The organism is Micromonospora inositola (assembly GCF_900090285.1).
Taxonomy (GTDB): domain Bacteria; phylum Actinomycetota; class Actinomycetes; order Mycobacteriales; family Micromonosporaceae; genus Micromonospora; species Micromonospora inositola.
Genome location: NZ_LT607754.1, coordinates 1,595,693 through 1,616,801, shown reverse-complemented (window position 1 = coordinate 1,616,801; position 21,109 = coordinate 1,595,693). Strand labels below are relative to the sequence as shown.

The window sequence follows — 21,109 nt, the reverse complement described above, 5'->3', positions numbered from 1 at the left end:
AGGTGGCACGGTGAGCGAGACGGTGGTCCACGTGCTGCGGCACGGCGAGGTCTACAACCCGGAGGGCATCCTCTACGGCCGGCTGCCCGGTTTCCGCCTCTCCGAACTGGGCGTACAGATGGCCAAGGCGGCCGCGCAGGGGCTCGCCGAGCGGAACGTGGTGCACGTGGTGGCCAGCCCGCTGGAGCGCGCCCAGCAGACCGCCGAGCCGATCGCGGCGCAGTTCGGCCTCCCGGTCGGGGTGGACGAGCGGCTGATCGAGAGCGCCAACTGGTTCGAGGGCAAGAAGGTCTCCCCGGGCGACGGCTCGTTCCGCGACCCGCGCAACTGGTGGGTGCTGCGCGACCCGGTCACCCCGTCCTGGGGCGAGGCGTACCAGGCCATCGCCGAACGGATGTTCGCCGCCCTGCACGCCGCCCGGGTCGCCGCCGAGGGGCGCGAGGCGGTGCTGGTCTCCCACCAGCTCCCGATCTGGACGCTGCGCCGGTACGTCGAGCGCAAGCGGCTCTGGCACGACCCGCGCCGCCGGCAGTGCGGGCTGGCCAGCCTCACCACGTTCCACTTCGACGGCGCCAAGGTCGTCGGCATCGGCTACTCCGAGCCGGCGGCCCACCTGGTCGCGATCTCGCCGACCGCCCGGACGGCAAAGGGGGCCTGATGCGTTCCCGGAGGCCCGTCGCCGCCCTGCTCGCCGCCGTCGCCGCCGCGACGGCGCTGGTCGGCTGCTCCTCCGGCAGCGAGGAGAAGCGCTGCAGCAGTGACGGGGTGACCGTCGAGTGCGCTCCCGACCAGCGGTCGAAGACCCCGAAGCTGACCGGTGAGCTGCTCACCGGCGGCACCTACGACATCGCGCGGGACCGTGGCCAGGTCGTGGTGGTCAACTTCTGGGGCTCCTGGTGCGCGCCCTGCCGGGCCGAGGCCGACGACCTGGAGGCCACCTACCAGGCCACCAGGGCCTCCGGAGTGACGTTCCTCGGCATCAACGTGCAGGACAGCAAAGACAAGGCGATCGCCTTCGAGGAGGGCCGGGTCACCTACCCGAGCCTCTTCGACCCGCCGAGTCGACTCGCGCTCAACTTCGACATCCCGCCGAACACCACCCCGGCCACGGTGGTCCTGGACCGGGACGGCCGGATCGCGGTGGTGATCAGGGGAGCAGTCACTCAGGACGTGCTGCGCCCCGTCGTCGAGCGGATCGCCGCCGAGCAAGCGGCCTCCGGATCCCGCTGATGGGCGAGACGTTCCGCGAGGTCGCCCAGTCCGGGCCGCTGCTGCTGGCGATCGGCGCGGCGGCGCTCGCCGGGCTGGTCAGCTTCCTCAGCCCGTGCGTCCTGCCGCTGATGCCGGGCTACCTGTCGTACGTCACCGGCCTGGCCGGCGCCGACCTCGAGGGCCGGGCACGGACCGAGGCCGCACCGGCCGGCGGGGACGGCCCGACCGGCGGGGACGACCCGACCGGCGGCGGGGTCGCCGTGGCCACCGGCGGGGTGGCCGTCGCGGCCCGGCCGGCGGCCGCGGTCAAGGGGCGCGTGCTCGCCGGGACGCTGCTCTTCATCGCCGGCTTCACCGCCGTCTTCACCGCCACCGCGATCCTCTTCTCCAGCGTCGGCAAGGTCTTCTTTCAGCACGAGCGCGCGCTGGAGATCGTCATCGGCGGCCTGGTCGTGGTGCTCGGGCTCGGCTACCTCGGCCTGGTGCCGGGGATGCAGCGCGAGTTCCGGATCCACCGGCTGCCCGCCGCCGGGCTGCTCGGCGCGCCGGTCCTCGGCGCGGTCTTCGCGCTGAGCTGGCTGCCCTGCACCGGCCCGACGCTCGGCGCGGTGCTCGGCATGGCCGCGGTCGGCGGCAGGACCGACCGGGCGGTGGTGCTGGCCGTGGCGTACTGCCTCGGGCTGGGGATACCGTTCGTCGTCTTCGGGCTGGGCTTCCACCGTCTGCTCGGGGTCTTCCGCGCCGTCCGGCGCAACAGCCGCTGGGTGACCCGGATCGGCGGCGCCCTGCTGATCCTGATCGGCCTGGCGCTGGTCACCGGCGGCTGGCAGAACTTCGTGATCTGGCTGCAGACGCACGTCGGCGTGGGCGAGGTGAGCATCTGATGACGACCGTGGACGAGCGGCCGGCCGCGCCGGCCGGGGCGCCCCGGCGGCGGGTCAACCCGGTGCTGGCCCTGCTGCGCAACTCCTGGCGGCAGCTGACCAGCATGCGTACCGCGCTGATCCTGCTCTTCCTGCTCGCGGTCGCCGCCATCCCGGGTTCGGTGCTGCCCCAGCGCGGGGTCAACCCGGAGAAGGTCAACCAGTACTTCGTCGACCACCCCGACCTGGCCCCGCAGCTCGACCGGATCGGCGCGTTCGAGGTCTTCGGCTCGATCTGGTTCTCCGCGATCTACCTGCTGCTCTTCACCTCCCTGGTCGGCTGCATCCTGCCGCGGATGCGGGACCACCTGCGGGCGCTGCGCTCCCGGCCGCCGGCCGCCCCGAAGCGGCTGGACCGGCTGCCCCAGCACGCGGTGCTGGAGTCGCCGGCCGCCGCCGACGCGCAGGCCATCGTCGCGGTGCTGCGCCGCCGCCGCTGGCGGGTCGAGGTGCGCGGCAACGAGGTCTCCGCCGAGAAGGGCTACCTCAAGGAGACCGGCAACCTGCTCTTCCACACCTCGCTGATCGCCGTGCTGCTCGGGGTCGCGCTCGGCTCCTGGTACGGCTGGCACGGCAACCGGCTGCTGGTGGCCGGCGCGGAGAACGCCTTCTGCAACACCCGGCAGCAGTACAGCGAGGCCTCGCTCGGCCCGCGCGTGGACAGCGCCGACCTGCCGCCGTTCTGCCTCACCCTGGACGACTTCCACGCGAAGTTCCTCCCGTCCGGGCAGCCGGCCAGCTTCCGGGCCACGGTGAGCGTGGACGACACGGACGGGTCCAAGCGGACCGCCGACTTCTCGGTCAACTCGCCGCTGCGGCTCGGCTCCGCCAACGTCTACCTGCTCGGCCACGGGTACGCCCCGATCCTGAAGTACACCGACAAGTACGGCCGCAGCCAGACCAGCACCGTGCCGTTCCTGACCACCGGTGACGTCGGTCTCACCGGCGAGGGCGTGGCCGCCTTCCCGGACGCCAACGTCGACCCGAAGACCGGCAAGCGGGCCGCCGACCAGCAGGTCGCCTTCGACGGGCTCTACCTGCCGACGGCCCCGGACACGGCGCCGTTCGTCGCGTCGCAGTACCCCACCGAGCGGAACCCGGCGGTGGTCCTGGTCGCGTACCGGGGCAACCTCGGGCTGGACGCCGGCATCCCCGGGTCGGTCTACAAGCTCGACCAGCGGCAGGTCGACAACGGCAAGCTCAAGCAGGTCGGCGACAAGAAGCTCGGCATGGGCGAGAAATGGACCCTGGACGACGGCAGCACGCTGGAGTTCGTCGGGACGAAGCCGTACGTCACCCTCTCCGTCCGGTACGCCCCGGGGCAGGCGCTGCTGCTCGGCGCCTGCGTGGTGCTGCTCGCCGGTCTGATGGGCTCGCTCTTCGGCCGGCGCCGGCGGGTCTGGTTCCGGGTCACGCCCCCCGACGGCGGATCTCCGACGAGCGGTAGTAGCTTGGTGGAGGCCGGTGGGCTGCCGCGCACCGACCATCCAGGGTTCGCCGACGAGTTCGCCCAGTTGGTCGCCGCGGTCGGCGCCGACGAGCGGGGCGACGGGCTGGCGCGAGAAGGAGTCGAGTGATGTCCGCACTCTCCGACCAGCTGGTGACCTTCGCGATCCTGGCGTACCTGGTCGCGATGATCAGCCACGCCGTCGAGTACGCGCTCGGCAACGCCCGCGCGGTGCCGGCGACGGCCGCCGCCCCGGCCCGGGAGCTGGTCGGCGCGGGAATCGGCGGCGCCGGCGGGACCGTCGAGCCACCCGCCGCCCCGGCCGACCCCCGGCCCGGCCGGTCGGCGCAGCGGGCCCTGGTGGCCGGTCGGATCGCCGGTTGGGTCACCGCGCTCGCCGCCGCGCTCCACCTCGGCGCCCTGGTCACCCGGGGCCTCGCCGCCGAGCGCATGCCCTGGGGCAACATGTACGAGTTCGTGCTGACGGTCACCTTCATCGGGACCGCAGCCTGGCTGGCGGTGCTCTGGAAGCGCCCCGCGCTGCGCCGGCTCGGGCTCTTCCTGACCCTGGTCATGGTGCTGCTGCTGGCCTTCGCCGAGCTGAGGCTCTACGTCCAGGTCACGCCGCTGATGCCGGCGCTCCAGTCGTACTGGTTCGTGATCCACGTGTCGACGATCGTCTTCGCCTCCGGCATCTTCCTGCTGGGCGTGGTGCCGGCGGCGGCGTACCTGATGCGGGCGGGCTGGGAGCAGGGGCGGCGCAGCTTCCCGTACACCCTGGCCCGCCGGCTGCCGGCGGCGGCCGGGCTGGAACGGATGACCTTCGCGCTGCACGCCTTCGCGTTCCCGATCTTCACCTTCGCGGTGATCGCCGGGGCGATCTGGGCCGAGGCGGCCTGGGGTCGGGCGTGGGGCTGGGACCCGAAGGAGACCTGGGCGTTCATCTCCTGGGTGGTCTACGCCGGCTACCTGCACGCCCGGGCCACCCCGAGCATCAAGCGGAACGTGGCCACCTGGATCGCCATCCTGGGCTTCCTGACCATGCTGATGAACCTGTTCGGGGTCAACTTCTTCTTCACCGGCCTGCACTCGTACGCCGGGGTCAGCTGACCTGTACGCCCACCCGGCTTCGGGCAGTACCAGGTCGTCGGCGCCTCGCCGCTCTCCTCGTCACCCCAGAGCCAGCACCGGGCCGGGCTGCCGGTGATGGTGGTCCCGGCCGGCGGGGTGAATGTGAACCGGGCGGCGTTGTCGCCGGAGATGAATGCCGTCCGGCACGCCGGGGCCGTCGTTGCGCAGGCCGACCTCGACCTGGACGGTGTCGCCGACCGAACCGGTGGCGGTCGCGCCGAGGGCGACGACGTCGAACGCGCCGCGGATGTCGCGCAGGTAGTACTGGCCGGCCGCAGACTGGTGCTCGGCGCCGATCACGTCGACCGGCTCGCTAAGGGGAGGCGGTGACGGATGAGGTCCCGGTCGCCGGGCGACGCCCGTTCAGCACGCCGTCGACGCGCAGGGTCACCTGGTACGCGACCTCCGGCAGGTTGGCGAGGTCGAGGCGGTCGGCCCGCAGGGCGAACTGGGCGTGCAGCTCCCGGGCCACGGCGTCCCGGATCTCCTGGAGCAGGGGCGAGAGGCCGTCGGGGTCGCCCACCACGTACGCGTCGTCCATGGGGCCATCGTGGCCCCTCGGCAACGGACCTGTCGGGTCCGTCCGGCTGCAATATTTAGAACCACACTTCTAAGAAGTGCAGTTCTACGAATTGCGATGGTCATGTCGGGGCTTCGATGGCCTCCGCGTTGGAGCTGGGTCACGCGGCCCCCAGTCACGCCTACCTGAAGCGTGCCGAGGAGGTGCTCGACACTGGCGGCGTCGCCGCCTTCCCGATCGGGTGGAGGCCTCTGACCAGGCCTCTTCGACTCGAAGCCCCGACCGGCAACCACTCCTCGCGGCCCCTTTGCTCTGCTGCAGCGGACGCAACAGTTACCGACCGTGCCTGTTGCCTATGGTGAAGCAGAGCAAAGGGCGCGATCGGATGGTTGCCGCGCCGGATGAGGGGCGACCGTCCGGAACTGGGCGGGGGCAGCGGCCGGACCCGGCCCGCCGGTCAGCCGCCGAACCAGCCGGGGACGTCGAGGCGGAAGAAGTTCGCCGAGGCGACCGTCCGCAGGTCGTCCTCCATGGCTGCGACGCGGTCTGGGCCGAGCGTCGCCGCCCAGCGGTCGCGCAGCTCGTCGAAGACGACCGCGGAGCGGCGCAGCCCGTCCAGCCCCCGCTCCGTCATCCGGACCAGCTTGCGCCGGGCGTCGGCGGGGTCGTCGGCGCGTTCCAGGTAGCCGAGGGCGACCAGCCGGTCCACCGTCTTGCCGGCCGCCTGCTTGGACACGCCGAGCCGCTGGCCCAGTTCGGAGGCGGTGGTGCCGTCGGGGCCGACGGCCTGGAGGACGAAGCCGTGCGCCGGTCGCAGCTCCGGGTGGCCCTGCCGGGCCAGCTCGGCGTGCAGGTCGTCGATGAGCGTGCGGAAGCCGGCCAGCAGCAGCAGGGGAAGTACGAAGCCGGGGCGGTCAGGCGTTGTCATATTCGACAACCCAGTTTACTATCTGGTCAACCACGTTGACCATCTTATCCGAGAGGGGCCGGCATGCACCGACCGGTCTTCACCGTCCACACCCCCGACACCGCGCCCGCCGCCGCGCGTCCGACCATGGCCGGCATCCACCGCAAGCTCGGCCACCTGCCCACCGGCGTCGGCCTGATGGCGGAGTCCCCGGAGCTGCTCAAGGGCTTCCTCACCGCCAACGCCATCTTCGAGGCCACCGACCTCGACCCGGTCGCCCGGGAGGTGGTCGTGCTCACCGTCGCCACCCGGAACGAGTGCCACATCTGCGTGGCGATGCACACCGCCACGCTGGAGCGGCACGGCGCCGGCCCGGAACTGATCGCCGCCCTGCGCGACGGGACCGAGCCGCCCGACGCCCGGCTCGCGGCGCTGCGCCGGTTCACCCTGGCCGTCCTCGACCACCGGGGCGCCGTCCCGGACGCCCAGCTGGCCGCCTTCCTCGACGCCGGCTGGCAGCCCCGGCACGCCCTCGACGTGGTGCTCGGCGTCGGGACCTACACCATCTCGACCTTCGCGAACCGGCTCACCGACGCGCCGCTCGACCCGCCCCTGGCCGCGTACGCCTGGCAACCGGCCCGGTAAGGCGTCAGCCGCGCAGGAAGGGCAGCAGCAGGGCGGCCAGCTCGGCCGGCCGCTCCTCGAAGAGCCAGTGGCCGCAGTCCTCGACCACCTCGCCGGTGACCGTGGTGGCGTAGCGGCGGACCTGCTCGGCCACCTGCTCGCCGAGGCTGGCCCGGGCGCCGACGGCGAGCACCGGCATCGGCAACTTCGTCGACCGGTACGCGGCGTTGTCCGCCACGTCCTGCCCGAAGGCCCGGAACCAGTCGAAGCTGGCCCGCAGATGATCCGGGTCGCGCAGGTGCCGGGCGTACTCCTCGGCGTCGTCCGGGCCGATGCTGCCCTTGTTCACCATGATCGAGTCGGTGAAGCGGTCCACCCAGAGCGTCTCCCGGCCGGTGATCAGTTGCTCCGGCAGGCCGTTGGTGAGGTTGAAGAAGCCGAAGTTCCACACCGCCGGACCGGCGGCCGTCAGGGCCGGGAAGGCGTAGATGCTCCCGTCCGGGATGGGCGCCTCGGTGAGCACCAACCGGGACACCACGTCGGGATGGGTGGCGGCGTAGGCGTACGCGACCATGGTGCCCAGGTCGTGGCCGACCAGCCGGATGTCGCCGGTCAGGCCGAGCCCGGCGAGCAGGCCGTGCAGGTCGGCGGCGAGAGTCTTCTTCTCGTACCCGCCGGCCGGGGCGTCGCTGTCGCCGAAGCCGCGCAGGTCCGGCGCGACCACCTCGAACGAGCGCCCCAGCTCCGGTAGCAGGTGCCGCCACATGTGCCAGCACTGCGGATAGCCGTGCAGCAGCACCAGCGGGGGACCGCTGCCGCCCCGCACGTAGTTGAGGTTGACCTCGCCGACCCGTGCCCGCTGCTCGGTGAACCCCGCCGGGACCCGCCCCTCGCCCATCGCCGCCCCCTCCGTCGCCGGGCGGCTCGACTACCCGACAACGGCCCGGCCATGCGGGGCCGGCGGCGGCATCGGCCGCGTCACAGCACCCGGCTTGGGCGACCGGGAGGCCGGTGCGGGAGACTGGCTGGCATGGCGGCTCGTGGCTTCCCGTACACCGATCTCAAGGACTTCCTCGCGGCGCTGGAGCGCGCGGGTGAGCTGCGGCGGGTGAGCGTCCCGGTCGACCCCACCCTGGAGATCAGCGAGGTGGTCACCCGGGCCGTCCGGGCCGGCGGCCCGGCGCTGCTCTTCGAGCGCCCCACCCGGGGTGAGATGCCGGTCGCGATCAACCTGTTCGGCACCGAGAAGCGGATGGCGATGGCGCTCGGCGTCGACTCCCTCGACGAGGTCGGCGAGCGGATCGGCGCGCTGATCAAGCCGGAGCTGCCGGTCGGCTGGTCCGGCATCCGCGAGGGCCTGGGCAAGGTCATGCAGCTCAAGTCGGTGCCGCCGCGCAAGGTGAAGACCGCCCCCTGCCAGCAGGTGGTCTACCGGGGCGACGACGTCGACCTCAACCGGCTGCCCGGGCTGCAGGTCTGGCCCGGCGACGGCGGGATCTTCCACAACTACGGGCTGACCCACACCAAGCACCCGGAGACCGGCAAGCGCAACCTGGGCCTCTACCGGCTCCAACAGCACGGCCGGAACACCCTCGGCATGCACTGGCAGATCCACAAGGACTCCACCGCCCACCACGCGGTCGCCGAGCGGCTCGGCCAGCGACTCCCCGTCGCGGTGGCGATCGGCTGCGACCCGGTGGTCTCGTACGCCGCCTCCGCGCCGCTCCCCAGCGACATCGACGAGTATCTGTTCGCCGGGTTCCTGCGCGGCGAGCGGGTCGAGATGGTCGACTGCCTCACCGTGCCGTTGCAGGTGCCGGCGCACGCGCAGATCGTGCTGGAGGGCTACCTGGAGCCGGGCGAGCGGCTGCCCGAGGGACCGTTCGGCGACCACACCGGCTTCTACACCCCGGTCGAGCCGTTCCCGGTGCTGCACATCGAGGCGATGACCATGCAGCGCGACCCGGTCTACCACTCGATCGTCACCTCCAAGCCGCCGCAGGAGGACCACGGCCTCGGCAAGGCCACCGAGCGGATCTTCCAGCCGCTGCTCAAGCTGCTGATCCCGGACATCGTCGACTACGACCTGCCCGCCGTCGGGGTCTTCCACAACTGCGCGATCGTGTCCATCCGCAAGCGCTACCCGAAGCACGCGCAGAAGGTGATGAACGCGATCTGGGGCGCCCACCTGATGTCGCTGACCAAGCTGATCGTGATCGTCGACGAGGACTGCGACGTGCACGACTACAACGAGGTCGCCTTCCGCGCCTTCGGCAACGTCGACTACGCCCGCGACCTGCTCCTCACTGAGGGGCCCGTGGACCACCTCGACCACGCGTCGTACCAGCAGTTCTGGGGCGGCAAGGTGGGCGTCGACGCGACCCGCAAGCTGCCCACCGAGGGCTACACCCGGGGTTGGCCGGAGGAGATGTCCATGTCGCCCGAGGTGGTCTCGCTGGTCGACAAGCGCTGGAAGGAGTACGGGATCTGATGGCGGTCCTCGACGCGCCGGCCGAGAAGCCGGGCCGGGTGAAGTCCTTCCTCAAGCTCGTCGCGATCGAACACTCGGTCTTCGCGCTGCCGTTCGCGTACCTGTCGGCGCTGACCGCGATGCGGGTCGACGGCGGGCGGGTGCGCTGGCTCGACCTGCTGCTGATCACCGTGGCCATGGTCGGGGCGCGGACGTTCGCGATGGCCGCCAACCGGATCCTCGACCGGCGGATCGACGCGCGTAACCCGCGTACCGCCGGGCGGGAGCTGGTGACCGGGGCGGTGAGCGTGCGGACGGCCTGGACCGGCGCGGCCGTCGCGCTGGTGGTCTTCCTCACCGCCGCCGCCCTGCTCAACCCGCTCTGCCTGGTGCTCGCCCCGCTCGCCGTGGTCCCGCTGGTCGTCTACCCGTACGGCAAGCGGTTCACCAACTGGCCGCACGCCATCCTGGCGATCGCCCAGGCGGTCGGCCCGGTCGGCGCCTGGCTCGCGGTCACCGGCACCCTGCACGGCTCCTGGCCGGCCTGGCTGCTCGGCGCGGCCGTCGGCCTCTGGATCGGCGGCTTCGACCTGATCTACGCCTGCCAGGACGCCGACGTGGACCGGACGATCGGCGTGCACAGCGTCCCGGCCCGGTACGGGCTGCGTTTCGCGCTGCACGCCTCCACCGTCGCGCACGTGGTCACCTTCGCGCTCTTCATCTGGTTCGGCGCGCTGGTCGGCTTCGGCTGGCTCTGGTGGATCGGGCTGGCGTTCACCGCGGTCGCCTTCGGCTACCAGCACCTGGTGGTCAGCCCCTCCGACCTCAGCAAGGTCAACCGGGCCTTCTTCACCGCCAACGGCTTCGTGGGCATCGCACTCTTCGTCTTCGCCCTGCTCGACCTGGTGGTCCGCCTCGACCTGCGACCCTGAGCGGCGGGTCAGGAACCGGGGGCGACCGGGTAGCGGGCGCTCTCCAACGTCCAGTCCACCGTGCCGCGCACCGCGTGGGCGACCCCGTCGAGGTGGGCGGTGACCGCCTCGTCCAGCGCCGGACCGAACGACGGCACCGCGGCGCGCAGCGCCACGAATCGGGCCATCCCCGTCCGCCAGCGCTCGGCCACCAGCTCCACGGCGGTCTCCGCCGGCACCCGGTGCTCGGTCGCCACCGCCAGCACCAGGTTGTGGCCACCGGCGCTGGCCCGGTCCTGGTCCAGCGACGCCAGGTCGTTGAACCAGGAGAGCAGGTCGTTGCCGAGATCGGCGATCCGGCGCAGCGCGGGATGGTGGTAGACCGCGTCGGGCAGCGGCCGGCCGGTCGCGAACTCGATCAGCGGGTACGACACGTACGCCGCCGAGGTCGCCCGGCGCAGCGCCACGTACTCCGCGACCCCGGGGGGCCGGCCGGCGGCCTTCGCGACCGCCTCCCGCCAGGCCCCGTCCAGGTGATCGGCGACCGCGTCGGCGAAGCGCAGCCGCCAGCGGGCCGGCATCCGCCGCCGCGGCTCCCGCCACGCCTGCACGAGCAGCCGCCGCAGCGGCCCCGAGAAGCCGGGATGACGCGCCCGGGGCCCCCCGCGCAGCAGGGCGAGCACCCCGTCGCGCAGCGCGCGGATCTGCGGCGGCGTCAGCCGATCCGGCCGGTCACAGGCGTCGTCGACCAGGAAGAACCAGGTGAACAGGGCGGTCAGCACGCGCAGGTCCGACTCGGCGGCGTCCGGGTAGAGCCGGCCGGCGTACCGGGCGAAGCCCGCCCGGCGCAGCCGGTCCAGGGCCACCGCGTCCAGGGGCAGGGCCAGTGGGACGAGCTGGTCGAGCAGCCACTGCTGCGTGCGGTCGGCGTACGGGGAGAGTCGGGGCGTGAGCGGGCAGCCGGACCGCAGCGACCAGAGCACCGCCTCCGTCATCCCGATCCCTCCCGTAGCCGTGGATCGCCGTCGGAAGCATGGCAGGTCGCGGCGAGGGCCGCGGCCCGGCGGGACAACGCTGGTGGTCCCGGGACAAGGGGGACGCTCCGGGCCGGTACGGCGGGGGTGCCCGCCCGTCCCCGCCGCCGACCAGGCAGGCTGGTCGTATGCGCGAACCATGGGTGGTCGGCGTCTCCGGGGCCTCCGGCACTCCGTACGCGGCGGCCGTCATGCGGGGCCTGCTCGACGCCGGCGAGGCGGTGGACCTGATCGTCTCGCGGGCGGCGCGGCTGACCATCCTCGACGAGACCGGCCGCCCCTTCCGGGACGGGCACTGGGCCGACGACCTGGCCGCCTGGTTGGGCCGCGAGCTGACCGGCGCGGACGTGCGCCACTGGCCGGCGGGCGACCTCGCCGCCGGCCCGAGCAGCGGCTCCTACCGGGTACGCGGCATGGCGGCGGTGCCGGCGAGCACGGCGGCCTGCGCGGGCATCGCGATCGGGCTCTCCAAGGACCTGCTGCAGCGGGCGGCCGAGGTCAACCTGAAGGAGCGTCGGCCGGTGGTGGTGGTGCCGCGGGAGACCCCCGTGACCCGCAGCCACCTGGAGCACCTCATCGCGCTGCACGACGCCGGCGCGGTCGTGCTGCCGGCCAGTCCGGGCTTCTACGGCGCGGGCGCCTCCGCCTCGGCGCAGCAGTTGGTCGACTTCGTGGCCGGCAAGGTGCTGGACGCGCTGGGCGTACCGCACACGCTCTTCCGTCGCTGGTCGGGCGAGCTGGCCGCGGCCCAACGGGACGCGGACCGGACCTGACGGCCGGTCCGCGTTGCCGATCCGTACTCAGTACATGCCGGCGTTGGCCGGTCCGGGGCCGGTCGCGGCGGTCGGGCCCATGTTGCGTGGCTTGCCCATGTCCTCCGCCTCGTCCAGCATGCCCTCCCCCTCAAGCAGGGCCCGCACCTCGGATTCCCGAAACCGGCGATGCCCGCCTGGAGTCCGGATGCTGCCGATCCGGCCGGCCGCCGCCCATCTCGTCACAGTCTTCGGGTCAACCCGAAACAGCGCGGCGACCTCACCCGGTGTCAGCAGGCGATCTCCAGTGTCCACAGCCCCCTCCTCGCGTCGACGAAGCCCCCGGCTGAACACACTGCCCCCGGCCGGTGCGAGCCCAGAGCCGTCATGAGGGACGTATGGCAATTACAGCACCAGCGACCTGGCCTGTCCGCCAAACGCGAAAAACGCACGGCTTGAGAAGTTAGTAAATGGTACCGGCAGAGAACTCCCATGACCATCAGTTTGTGAATGGGTACGTGTTGTCACGTTCAACTGACGCCGAGCGTCGAGCGTTACGCCCGAACGGATAGGGTCACTCTCCGTGGACGCGATCGACCTGAGCCTCGTGGAGCTGCTGCGTGGCAACGCCCGCCTGTCGTACGCCGAGCTGGCCCGCCAGGTGGGCCTCTCCGCCCCGGCGGTGCACGAACGGGTCGGCAAGCTGGAGTCCAGCGGGGTCATCCGGGCGTACCGCGCGGAGGTGGAGCCGGAGGCGATCGGGCTCGGCGTGACCGCGCTGATCGGCATCGTCGAGGACTCCGGCGGCGACACCGACGACGTGCTGGGGGCGTTCCGGCAGATGCCGGAGATCGAGTCCTGCTACTTCATGGCGGGGGTGGAGTCGTTCCTGCTGAAGGCGCGGGTGGGCACGATCGCCGAGCTGGAGCAGCTGATCGTCCGGCTGAACCGCACCCCGGGCGTGGCCTCCACCCGCACCGGGATCGCCCTGTCGACCAAGTGGGAGAACCGCCCCCAGCCCATCGAGCCGCCCACCCCCTGAGCTGCCCGCGCGGGCGAGGCGCGGCCGTGGCCCGGGGCGGTGGGAACAGCGGGGTCGGGCCGGCGACCGGGAAGACGACTCTGGCGCCGACGGGGGTCCGGCGATACCGTGCGCCGATGACGACGCCAGCGGCCGTGGTGACCGGAGCGGCGGGCGGCCTGGGCCGGGCGATCGCCGCCGCGCTGCACGCCGACGGCTGGACCGTGCTCCTGACCGACGTGGACGCCGACGCGGTGGCCGCCGCCGCGGCGCCGCTCGGTGGCTGGTCCCGGGCGCTGGACGTCCGCGACGAGGCGGCCTGCGCCGCGGTCGCCGCCGAGGCGGCGGGCGGGGCGGCCGGTGGGCTCGGGCTCTGGGTGAACAACGCCGGAATCCTGGTCACCGGGCCGTCCTGGACGCACGACGCGGCGACCCGCCGTCGGCTGGTCGAGGTGAACGCCCTCGGCGCGATGAACGGCACCCTCGCCGCGCTGGACGTCATGCGGGCCCAGGGGGCCGGGCACGTGCTCAACGTCGTGTCCCTCGCCGGGCTGATCGCCGCCCCCGGCGAGACGGTCTACGCGGCCAGCAAGCACGCCCTGCTCGCGTTCAGCCTCGGCACCCTGGCCGACCTGCGGATGGCCGGGCTGCGGGGCGTACACGTGTCATGTCTCTGCCCGGACGGGATCTGGACGCCGATGCTGCACGACCGGCTCGACGACCCCGGCGCGCTGGCCTCCTTCACCGGGTCGATGCTCACGCCGGAGCGGGTGGCCGCGCGGGCCGCGCGGCTGGCCCGCCGGCCGCGGCCGGTGGTCAGCCTGCCGCGCTGGCGCGGCGCCCAGGTCCGGCTCCTCGACGCGCTGCCCCGGCTGGCGCTCGCGCTGACGCCGGTGATCCGGGCCGCCGGCCGGGCCGGGCAGCGCCGGCAGCGCGGCCGGGTCGGGGCGAACCCGAGCTGACCTCGCTTGTAACGTTGCCGACGTGACACATCTGGACCGGTGCGACGAGGCAGCCCGGACGTGGGTGACCGAGGCGATCGCCACGGTCGAGGCCGACGCGAACCGGTCCGCCGACACCCACCTGCTGCCCTTCCCGCTGCCCCGGGCGTGGGGCATCGACCTCTACCTGAAGGACGAGTCGGTGCACCCCACCGGCTCGCTGAAGCACCGGCTCGCCCGGTCGCTCTTCCTCTACGGGCTCTGCAACGGCTGGATCGGCCCGGACACCACCATCGTCGAGGCCTCCTCCGGCTCGACCGCCGTCTCCGAGGCGTACTTTGCCCGAATGCTGGGGTTGCCGTTCATCGCGGTCATGCCCGCCTCCACCTCACCCGAGAAGATCGCCCAGATCGAGTTCCAGGGCGGCCGCTGCCACCTGGTCCGGGACCCGGCGAAGGTGGTGATCGAGGCGCGCTGGCTCGCCGAGGACTCCGGCGGGCACTTCATGGACCAGTTCACCTATGCCGAGCGGGCCACCGACTGGCGGGGGAACAACAACATCGCCGAGTCCATCTACGCGCAGCTCGCGCTGGAGCGGCACGCCGTGCCGGCCTGGGTGGTGGTGGGCGCCGGGACCGGCGGCACCAGCGCGACCATCGGCCGGTACGCCCGCTACCGGCGGCTGCCCACCAAGCTCTGCGTGGTCGACCCGGAGAACTCCGCCTTCTACCCGGCCTGGCAGGCCGGCGACTGGTCGGTGCGGACCGACCGCGGCTCCCGGATCGAGGGCATCGGCCGGCCGTGCGTCGAGGCGTCCTTCCTGCCCTCGGTGGTGGACCGGATGGTCCAGGTGCCGGACGCCGCCTCGCTGGCCGCCATGCGGGCCGGCTCGGCGGTGCTCGGCCGCCGGGTCGGCGGGTCGACCGGCACCAACCTGTGGGGCGCGTTCGGGCTGATCGCCGAGATGCTGGCGGTGGGGCGGGCCGGGTCGGTGGTCACCCTCATCTGCGACGTCGGCGACCGCTACGCCGACACGTACTACGCCGACGACTGGGTGGCCCGGCAGGGACTGGACCTCGCCCCGCACCTGGCCACCATCGACCGCTTCCTGGCCACCGGCGCCTGGCCGGCCTGACCGGCCACCCCGGGGTCAGCCGGCGTCGACCCGTTCGGCCAGCCCCGGGTAGCGCACCACGAAGCCGTCCGGGTCGACGGCCAGGTCGGCCGTGAAGGTGTCGCTGGCGAAGCGCACCCGGCCGGGCCCGAGCGACGTGTAGACCTGCTCGGCGGGGACCACGGCCAGGCTCGGCACGAGCACCCAGGCGGCGATCACCCGTCGCGCCTGGTCCGCCGGCGCCCGGTTCATGTTGAGGCGGCGTACCGGCAGGGTGTTGAACAGCGGGGAGCCGCTGAGGTCGACGTCGAACGCGTCGGCCAGCCGGTCCGGGGCCTCCGTGCCCGGCAGCCCGGCCGGGGTGTGCCCGGCGGCCCGCAACGCCGCGTCCAGGTCACCCTCCTCGCCGGTCCGTACCCGCCAGCCGTCCCCGGTCCGTTCCAGCCGTACGCTCCGCGACCAGCCCGCCCCCTCGGCCTCCACCTCCAGCCGGATGGCCGTCCAGTCCTGACCGGCGGCCAGCTGGTACCGGCAGGAGTACGGGATCGGGTCGATCGCCACGAGGGTTCCGTGCGCCGTGAGCCCGTGGGCGTCGTCGATCACGACGTGCTCGGCTCCGGCGGTGTCGGTCCGGGTCCAGAAGAGCGACTTCGGCGTCGTCGGCATGAACCGGACGTTACGCGACGGCGTGGATACCGGCACGGGATGTGGAAACGCCGCCGCGGAGCGTTGCTCCACGGCGGCGTCCGGGCGTCAGGTCAGTGGGTACGCGCCGGCGGTCGGCCGCCGAAGCCCCGCCGGTCGTCGCGCGGCCGGTCGTCCCGGCCCCGCCCCTCGGGGCGGAACCCGCCCCGGCGGTCCGCCGACCGGAAGTCGCCGCCCCGCTCGCCGAACGTGCGCTCGCCCCGGCCGTCCCGGTCACCGTAGCGCCGCTCGCCCTGGGCGCGGTCCTCGTAGCGCCGCTCGCCGGTCGGCCGGTCACCGTAGCGCCGGTCGTCCCGGCCCGCGGGGTCGGCCGGACGCCGGTCGTCGCGGTCGCCGAAGCGCCGCTCCCCGGTCGGCCGGTCGCCGAAGCGCCGCTCGCCGCTCGGCCGGTCCTCGTAGCGCCGCTCCCCGGTCGGCCGGTCGCCGAAGCGCCGCTCGCCGCTCGGCCGGTCCTCGAAGCGCCGCTCCCCGGACGGGCGGCCGAAGCGCTGCTCGCCCCGGTCGCCGAACCGGCGCTCGCCGCGGCCGTCCCGGTCGAAGGAGCCGCGGTCGCCGAAGCGCCGGCCGTCCCGGTCGCCGAAGCGGCGCGGGCCGGTCGGTCGGTCGCCGTAGCGACGGTGCTCCTGCGGCTCCTCGCGGACCGGCACCCCGCTGGGCTCGCGCGCGCCGATCAGCTCCGCGAGGGCTGGGTCGCCGGCCCGGACCCGGGTCTCCGCCGGAGCGACGCCGGCCTTCTCCAGCATGGCCAGGGTGGTCCGGCGCTGCTTCGGCAGCACCAGGGTGGCCACCGCACCGGACTCGCCGGCCCGGGCGGTACGCCCCGCCCGGTGCAGGTAGTCCTTCGGGTCCTTCGGCGGGTCGACGTGCAGCACCAGCGAGACCCCGTCGACGTGGATGCCGCGGGCCGCCACGTCGGTGGCGACCAGCACGTTCATCCGACCCTCGCGGAACTCGGCCAGGGTCTTGGTACGCATCCGCTGGGTCTTGCCGCCGTGCAGCCCGCCGGCGCGTACGCCCACCGCGGCGAGCTGCTCGACCAGTCGGTCGACGCCGAGCTGGGTACGCGCGAACAGCATCGTCCGGCCGGAGCGGGCCGCGATGGAGGCGGCCACCGCGAACTTGTCGTGCGGCGGGATCAGCAGCAGGTGGTGGTCCATCGTGGACACGGACGCGGTCGACGGGGCGGTCGAGTGGGTGACCGGGTCGGTCATGAACCGCTTGACCAGCGAGTCGACGTCGCCGTCCAGGGTGGCGGAGAAGAGCAGCCGCTGGCCGCCCGCCGGGGTCTTCGCCAGCAGCTCGGTGACCTCCGGCAGGAAGCCCATGTCGGCCATCTGGTCGGCCTCGTCGAGCACGGTGATCTCGACGTCGTCCAGGTTGCAGACGCCGCGCGCGACCAGGTCGCCGAGCCGGCCCGGGGTGGCGACGATGATCTCCACGCCCCGGCGGAGCGCGTCGATCTGCCGGTCGTACGGCACGCCGCCGACGGTGGTCTTGAGGAAGATGCCGACGGCCTTGCCGAGCGGCATCAGCGCGTCGTTGACCTGCATGGCCAGTTCCCGGGTGGGCACCAGGACCAGGGCCCGGGGGTGCAGCGGGCGGGCCCGGTTGCGCTCGGCGAGCCGGGCGATCAGCGGCAGGCCGAAGGCGAGGGTCTTCCCGGAGCCGGTCTGGCCCCGGCCGAGCACGTCATGGCCGGCGAGGGCGTCCGGCAGGGTCGCCCGCTGGATCTCGAACGGGGTGGTGATGCCCTGGCGGGCCAGCACGGCGACCAGCTGCCGGGGCAGTCCCAGCGCGGCGAAGTCGGGGGCGTCGACGCCGGCGGGGTGCTCCGGGGCGTCGTGGGCGGACGGGGACGTGCTGGGGTCAGCGAAGGTGGTCAAGAAATGCCTTTCGAGCGGGGCGCATCTTCGCGATGGCCCGCTGCGGCTGACGCCGCCGAATCGCCCGCAAGATCGCCCATGGGCGCGTGACAGGCGCGCCGGGTCAGTGATCCATTCAAGTGTACGGCGGTGCGCCGAAGCCGCCACCGCGCCGTGAGGCCGTAGTGGGCGGGCTCACCATGCTCCCGCTCGACCCGTCACCGGCTCGTCAGCCGCCGGTCATCCCGCTCAGCGCGTCGTTGGCCAGGAACACCACCAGCAGGCTGATCGCGACCAGCAGAGCCAGCGACGCGGCCAGCATGATCACCACCTTCGTGTTGCTGGACCGGGTCGCCGGGGCGTCCTCGGCCCAGCCCTGGGCCAGAATGTGCCCGGTCAGCGAGCCGGAATTCTCCAGCGGGTTGCCCCGCGGGAGCGCCACGGTGGCGAAGCCGGGCCCCTCGGTGCCGCCGTAGGCCGTGCCGGCCAGGTCCGGGCCGCCCTGGTAGGGGAGGGGGCCGGGCCGCCCCGCGGCGGGCAGCGGGCCGACCGGGCGGGCCGCGGCCGGCGGTGCGCCGGTCGGGTACGGGTGGGCGCTGCCGCGGCCGGGCGCCGCGGTGCGGTGGGCGGTGGGGTTGGTCGGCGGTGGCCAGCTCGGCAGCGCGGGCCCCGGCACCACCGGCGGCGGGGCGGAGACCGGCCCGCCCGCCGGGGTGGCCATGGCGGGCGGGGGCGGGAACGGCGGGGCGGGCATCGGGCCCGGCGGCGGCGGTGGCGCTGGCACCGGCGGAGCGGGCGGCGGCACCGGTGGCCCGGGAATCGGAGGAACCGGCCCGGGCGGCGTCGGCCGGGGAGCCGGCGGCGGCGCGGGCACCGGCGGCGCCGGGAACGGGCGCTCGGGCTCCGGCACGGGCGGTGCCGGGGAGGGCGGCATCGGCCCCGGTACGGGCGTGGGGGCCGGCTCGGGTTCCGGCGTGGGCGGCACCGGAGGCTGGGCCGGCTCCGGCGGCTGTGCCGGCTCGGGCGGCTCGGGATTCACCGGCCCCGCCCGGTAGACCTTGGCGCCGCCGGCCTTCGCCACCACCGCGGCGCCGGCGGCGCCCGCCTCGTCAACGGAGATCCGGCGCAGCCCCGGCACTGAGGCGCTGGCCCGGGCGGGTGCCGCCTCGGCCCCGTCGCGTGGCCCCGGCACCGCCGGCCCCGGCGTCGAGTCCTGCGGCGCGGGTGGGGAGGCGACCCGGGCGGATCCGGAGACGGTCGGGGCGGCCGCGGGGCCGACCGGGGCGTCGTCCGGGGCAGCCGATCGGTCCGGGCCGGCGCCGGCGGGCCGCTCGGCGGTGGCGAAGCCGGACCAGGTCGAGGGCGGCGTGACCGAGGCGCCCGGCTGCCGCCGGTCCAGCGGCGCCGCGGACTCAGCCGGGCTGCCCGCCCGGTACGTGGTGGCGGTGGCCGGGGCGGCCGGCCGTTCGCCGTCCGGCGGCGTGGCCGTGGCGGTCACGCTGACCCGACCGCGGGCGACGCCGGGACCCGTCGCCGCCGAGCCCTCGTCGTCCGTCGGTTCGGCCGCGGCCCGGCCGGGTGCGGGATCGGCCGGCCGGTCGGTGGAGCCGGGCACGAATCCCGGATGGACCGTCCCCGCCGGAACCTCTAGCTCGCCCATGCTCGCCTCCGCGCCCACGCTCGCACCCGGACCGCGATGGGCGGCCCGGGAGTGCCTGGATCTCACCGTGCCACATTCCGGCCCGGCAGCACAGTCGGAGTGGACGGTTGCCGTCAGCCGCCGGCGCTCGGGCTGCCCGAGGTGGCCTCCGCGGCGCTGCCGGTCGGGGCGGCGCTGCTCGTCGTCGGGGCGGGCTCGCTGCTCGTCGTCTCGCTGGGCGAGGAGGGCGGCGAGGTGGACGGGCTCGGCGTCGGCGACGGGGACGTGCTGGGCGACGGCGAGGTCGACGGGCTGGTGCTGGGGGTCGTGGTCGTGGGCCTCGGCGTCGCCGTACGGGTCGGCTTCGGGGTGGCCGTCCGGCTGGGCGTCGGGGTCGGGCTCGGCTGCGGCGGGGTGGTCGTCCGGGTGGGCTGCGGCACCGGGCTGGCCGGGCCGGGCACCGCGCCGACGACCCGGGTCGCGGCGTAGAGCCGGGTCCACCGGACGACCGAGATCTTGACGACGTCGCCCGTCCGCGGCGCCTCGACCATCCTGCCGCCGCCGATGTACATCGCGACGTGGTGGATGCTCTGCCAGCTGCTGCCCGAGGCGAAGAAGAGCAGGTCACCGGGGAGTAGGGCGTTCGGATCCACGGTGCGGGAGCGGGTGGCGTAGTACTGGTCCCGGGAGACCCGGGGCAGGTCGCGGTACCCGGCCGACTGGTACGCGGCGAGCATCAGGCCGGAGCAGTCGAACCGGTCCGGTCCCTCCGCCGCCCAGAGGTACTTGTCGCCGAGCTGGGCCAGGGCGTACCGCACGGCGGCCAGCGCCCGCGGGTCGGCGACCAGCCCGCTCGCGTTCTGGCTGTTGACGTACGACGTGCCGATGAGCTGCTCGGCGGCGTCCTCGCGCTTCTCGATCTCGATCAGCCGCGCGGCGTTGTCCTTGCGCAGCTTGAGCAGCGTCGCTTCCTGCTGGTGCAGGGCCGTCTCGGCCTTCGCGTACGCGGCGTTGCGGTCCTGGACCCGCGCCTCCGCGGCGCCGTGCGCCTCCCGGGCGATCTGCTCGGCGGCGGTGGCCCGGGCCACCTCGCCGGCCACCGCGGTGGTCGCGCCCTCGGCCTTGTCCCCGCGGGTGATCCGCTGCAACATGCTGAAGTCGTGCAGGTCGGCGCCGAACTCGCCGGGGGGCAGCGCGGCGGCGGCCTTGACCGCGTCGGCGGCGGCGGCCTTGGCGCTCTCCTGGGCGCTAAGGAGCGCCTCCTGGGCCCGCTGGAGCTCGGTGGCGGCGAGGGCGAGCTGGGCCTGCGCCTCGTCCCGTTGGCCCTTGATCTGGAGCAGGTCGTCGCCGAGCTGGCCGACCAGCGCGTCCGCCGCGTTGATCTGCGCGATGAGCGGGCCGTCGCCCGGGTTGGCGGTCGCCGTGCCGAAGGCGCCCGGCACGCCGGCGCCGGGCAGGCCCGGGATCGAGCTGGGCAGCCGCAGGCCGCCGGCGGCGACCGGGCGGGACCCGGTGTCGGGGACCGCGTCCGGCAGCGATGGCTGGGCCCAGGCCGGGGTGGCCAGCGCGGCGGCGGCCACCGCGCCGAGCAGCGCGGACCAGAGCGTCGGACGCAGCACCGGCGAGACCAACGGGCTCCCGCGTCGTTGCCGTCGGCCCTGTGCGCTGTCGACCATTCCGCTCCCCGTCCGGTCTGGCGTGTTCCGCGCTCGGATGGGCGCGGTGGTCCGGGACGGTACCAGTGTGTGTTCCGCCCCACCCTGTCTTACCTCACGGACGCAGGGATGTCGATGCGCGGAGGGTGACGACCGGCTGATGGTCCGGTGAACTCGGTCGCTGGGGTCGACCGGCCCGCCGGTTCGTCGGAGGACCGACGTACGCTCAACCGGGACCGCA

The 21,109-nt window shown here is 74.1% G+C and carries 22 protein-coding genes; 12 read left to right on the top strand and 10 right to left on the bottom strand.

Annotated features, from left to right (window positions below; translation table 11 throughout):
* Positions 1-10 precede the first annotated feature (10 nt).
* From GA0070613_RS07765 to ccsB, 5 genes are read left to right on the top strand one after another with little or no spacing between them, the layout of a single operon-like run.
* On the top strand, positions 11-658 hold the full coding sequence (locus GA0070613_RS07765) for a histidine phosphatase family protein (RefSeq protein ID WP_089011675.1): 648 nt from the start codon (positions 11-13) through the stop codon (positions 656-658).
* Complete coding sequence (locus tag GA0070613_RS07760) at positions 658-1,230, top strand: TlpA family protein disulfide reductase (protein WP_089011674.1); 573 nt, start codon at positions 658-660, stop codon at positions 1,228-1,230. The genes GA0070613_RS07765 and GA0070613_RS07760 overlap by 1 nt, the downstream gene beginning before the upstream one ends.
* A complete protein-coding gene (locus GA0070613_RS07755; protein WP_089011673.1) occupies positions 1,230-2,096 on the top strand; it encodes a cytochrome c biogenesis CcdA family protein in 867 nt (288 codons plus the stop codon). Before GA0070613_RS07760 ends, GA0070613_RS07755 begins: the two co-directional genes overlap by 1 nt.
* The gene (gene resB / locus GA0070613_RS07750; protein WP_089011672.1) at positions 2,096-3,712 is read left to right on the top strand and encodes a cytochrome c biogenesis protein ResB; all 1,617 of its coding nucleotides are present in this window, start codon (positions 2,096-2,098) and stop codon (positions 3,710-3,712) included. The genes GA0070613_RS07755 and resB overlap by 1 nt, the downstream gene beginning before the upstream one ends.
* Entirely contained in the window at positions 3,712-4,692 is a 981-nt protein-coding gene (ccsB, locus tag GA0070613_RS07745; RefSeq protein WP_089011671.1) for a c-type cytochrome biogenesis protein CcsB, read from the top strand. Before resB ends, ccsB begins: the two co-directional genes overlap by 1 nt.
* Positions 4,693-4,752: 60 nt before the next feature.
* Here ccsB and GA0070613_RS07740 read toward each other — a convergent pair whose 3' ends face one another.
* From GA0070613_RS07740 to GA0070613_RS07730, 3 genes are all read right to left on the bottom strand, one after another.
* A complete protein-coding gene (locus GA0070613_RS07740; RefSeq protein WP_089011670.1) occupies positions 4,753-5,013 on the bottom strand; it encodes a hypothetical protein in 261 nt (86 codons plus the stop codon).
* Positions 5,014-5,026: 13 nt separating this feature from the next.
* On the bottom strand, positions 5,027-5,254 hold the full coding sequence (locus GA0070613_RS07735) for a hypothetical protein (protein ID WP_089011669.1): 228 nt from the start codon (positions 5,252-5,254) through the stop codon (positions 5,027-5,029).
* Between the two features lie 436 nt (positions 5,255-5,690).
* A complete protein-coding gene (locus GA0070613_RS07730; protein WP_089011668.1) occupies positions 5,691-6,161 on the bottom strand; it encodes a MarR family winged helix-turn-helix transcriptional regulator in 471 nt (156 codons plus the stop codon).
* Between the two features lie 63 nt (positions 6,162-6,224).
* Here GA0070613_RS07730 and GA0070613_RS07725 point away from each other — a divergent pair, with 63 nt between their 5' ends.
* Positions 6,225-6,785 (top strand): carboxymuconolactone decarboxylase family protein, encoded by a 561-nt coding sequence (locus GA0070613_RS07725; RefSeq protein ID WP_089011667.1) that lies wholly within the window; start codon positions 6,225-6,227, stop codon positions 6,783-6,785.
* A gap of 4 nt (positions 6,786-6,789) precedes the next feature.
* Here the strand turns inward: GA0070613_RS07725 and GA0070613_RS07720 are convergent, their stop codons facing one another.
* The gene (locus GA0070613_RS07720) at positions 6,790-7,662 is read right to left on the bottom strand and encodes an alpha/beta fold hydrolase (RefSeq protein ID WP_089011666.1); all 873 of its coding nucleotides are present in this window, start codon (positions 7,660-7,662) and stop codon (positions 6,790-6,792) included.
* A 132-nt stretch (positions 7,663-7,794) separates the two neighbouring features.
* Between GA0070613_RS07720 and GA0070613_RS07715 the strand changes: the two genes are divergently transcribed.
* Together GA0070613_RS07715 and mqnP are read left to right on the top strand one after the other, a co-directional pair.
* A complete protein-coding gene (locus tag GA0070613_RS07715) occupies positions 7,795-9,255 on the top strand; it encodes a menaquinone biosynthesis decarboxylase (RefSeq protein WP_089011665.1) in 1,461 nt (486 codons plus the stop codon).
* Complete coding sequence (gene mqnP / locus GA0070613_RS07710) at positions 9,255-10,166, top strand: menaquinone biosynthesis prenyltransferase MqnP (RefSeq protein WP_089011664.1); 912 nt, start codon at positions 9,255-9,257, stop codon at positions 10,164-10,166. The genes GA0070613_RS07715 and mqnP overlap by 1 nt, the downstream gene beginning before the upstream one ends.
* Positions 10,167-10,174: 8 nt before the next feature.
* Here the strand turns inward: mqnP and GA0070613_RS07705 are convergent, their stop codons facing one another.
* Complete coding sequence (locus GA0070613_RS07705; RefSeq protein WP_089011663.1) at positions 10,175-11,140, bottom strand: terpene synthase family protein; 966 nt, start codon at positions 11,138-11,140, stop codon at positions 10,175-10,177.
* A 167-nt stretch (positions 11,141-11,307) separates the two neighbouring features.
* Between GA0070613_RS07705 and GA0070613_RS07700 the strand changes: the two genes are divergently transcribed.
* Complete coding sequence (locus GA0070613_RS07700) at positions 11,308-11,952, top strand: UbiX family flavin prenyltransferase (protein ID WP_089011662.1); 645 nt, start codon at positions 11,308-11,310, stop codon at positions 11,950-11,952.
* 27 nt (positions 11,953-11,979) lie between these two features.
* Here GA0070613_RS07700 and GA0070613_RS07695 read toward each other — a convergent pair whose 3' ends face one another.
* Positions 11,980-12,246, bottom strand: a complete 267-nt coding sequence (locus tag GA0070613_RS07695; RefSeq protein WP_089011661.1) for a BldC family transcriptional regulator — start codon at positions 12,244-12,246, stop codon at positions 11,980-11,982.
* 268 nt (positions 12,247-12,514) lie between these two features.
* Here GA0070613_RS07695 and GA0070613_RS07690 point away from each other — a divergent pair, with 268 nt between their 5' ends.
* The 3 genes from GA0070613_RS07690 (at position 12,515) to cds1 (ending at position 15,028) form a co-directional block, all read left to right on the top strand.
* Positions 12,515-12,973 carry an Lrp/AsnC family transcriptional regulator gene (locus GA0070613_RS07690; protein WP_089011660.1) on the top strand — a complete coding sequence of 153 codons (459 nt, stop codon included), beginning with the start codon at positions 12,515-12,517 and terminating at the stop codon, positions 12,971-12,973.
* Positions 12,974-13,089: 116 nt separating this feature from the next.
* Positions 13,090-13,914: an SDR family NAD(P)-dependent oxidoreductase gene (locus tag GA0070613_RS07685; RefSeq protein WP_089011659.1), complete on the top strand. Its 825-nt coding sequence runs from the start codon at positions 13,090-13,092 to the stop codon at positions 13,912-13,914.
* A gap of 22 nt (positions 13,915-13,936) precedes the next feature.
* Positions 13,937-15,028, top strand: a complete 1,092-nt coding sequence (gene cds1, locus GA0070613_RS07680) for an L-cysteine desulfhydrase Cds1 (RefSeq protein ID WP_089011658.1) — start codon at positions 13,937-13,939, stop codon at positions 15,026-15,028.
* 15 nt (positions 15,029-15,043) lie between these two features.
* Here cds1 and GA0070613_RS07675 read toward each other — a convergent pair whose 3' ends face one another.
* From GA0070613_RS07675 to GA0070613_RS07660, 4 genes are all read right to left on the bottom strand, one after another.
* Positions 15,044-15,673, bottom strand: a complete 630-nt coding sequence (locus GA0070613_RS07675) for a putative glycolipid-binding domain-containing protein (RefSeq protein ID WP_089011657.1) — start codon at positions 15,671-15,673, stop codon at positions 15,044-15,046.
* A 92-nt stretch (positions 15,674-15,765) separates the two neighbouring features.
* Complete coding sequence (locus GA0070613_RS07670; protein WP_089011656.1) at positions 15,766-17,595, bottom strand: DEAD/DEAH box helicase; 1,830 nt, start codon at positions 17,593-17,595, stop codon at positions 15,766-15,768.
* Positions 17,596-17,803: 208 nt separating this feature from the next.
* Complete coding sequence (locus tag GA0070613_RS33295; RefSeq protein ID WP_089011655.1) at positions 17,804-19,234, bottom strand: hypothetical protein; 1,431 nt, start codon at positions 19,232-19,234, stop codon at positions 17,804-17,806.
* Between the two features lie 113 nt (positions 19,235-19,347).
* Positions 19,348-20,889: a C40 family peptidase gene (locus GA0070613_RS07660; protein WP_172875768.1), complete on the bottom strand. Its 1,542-nt coding sequence runs from the start codon at positions 20,887-20,889 to the stop codon at positions 19,348-19,350.
* Positions 20,890-21,109 lie beyond the last annotated feature (220 nt).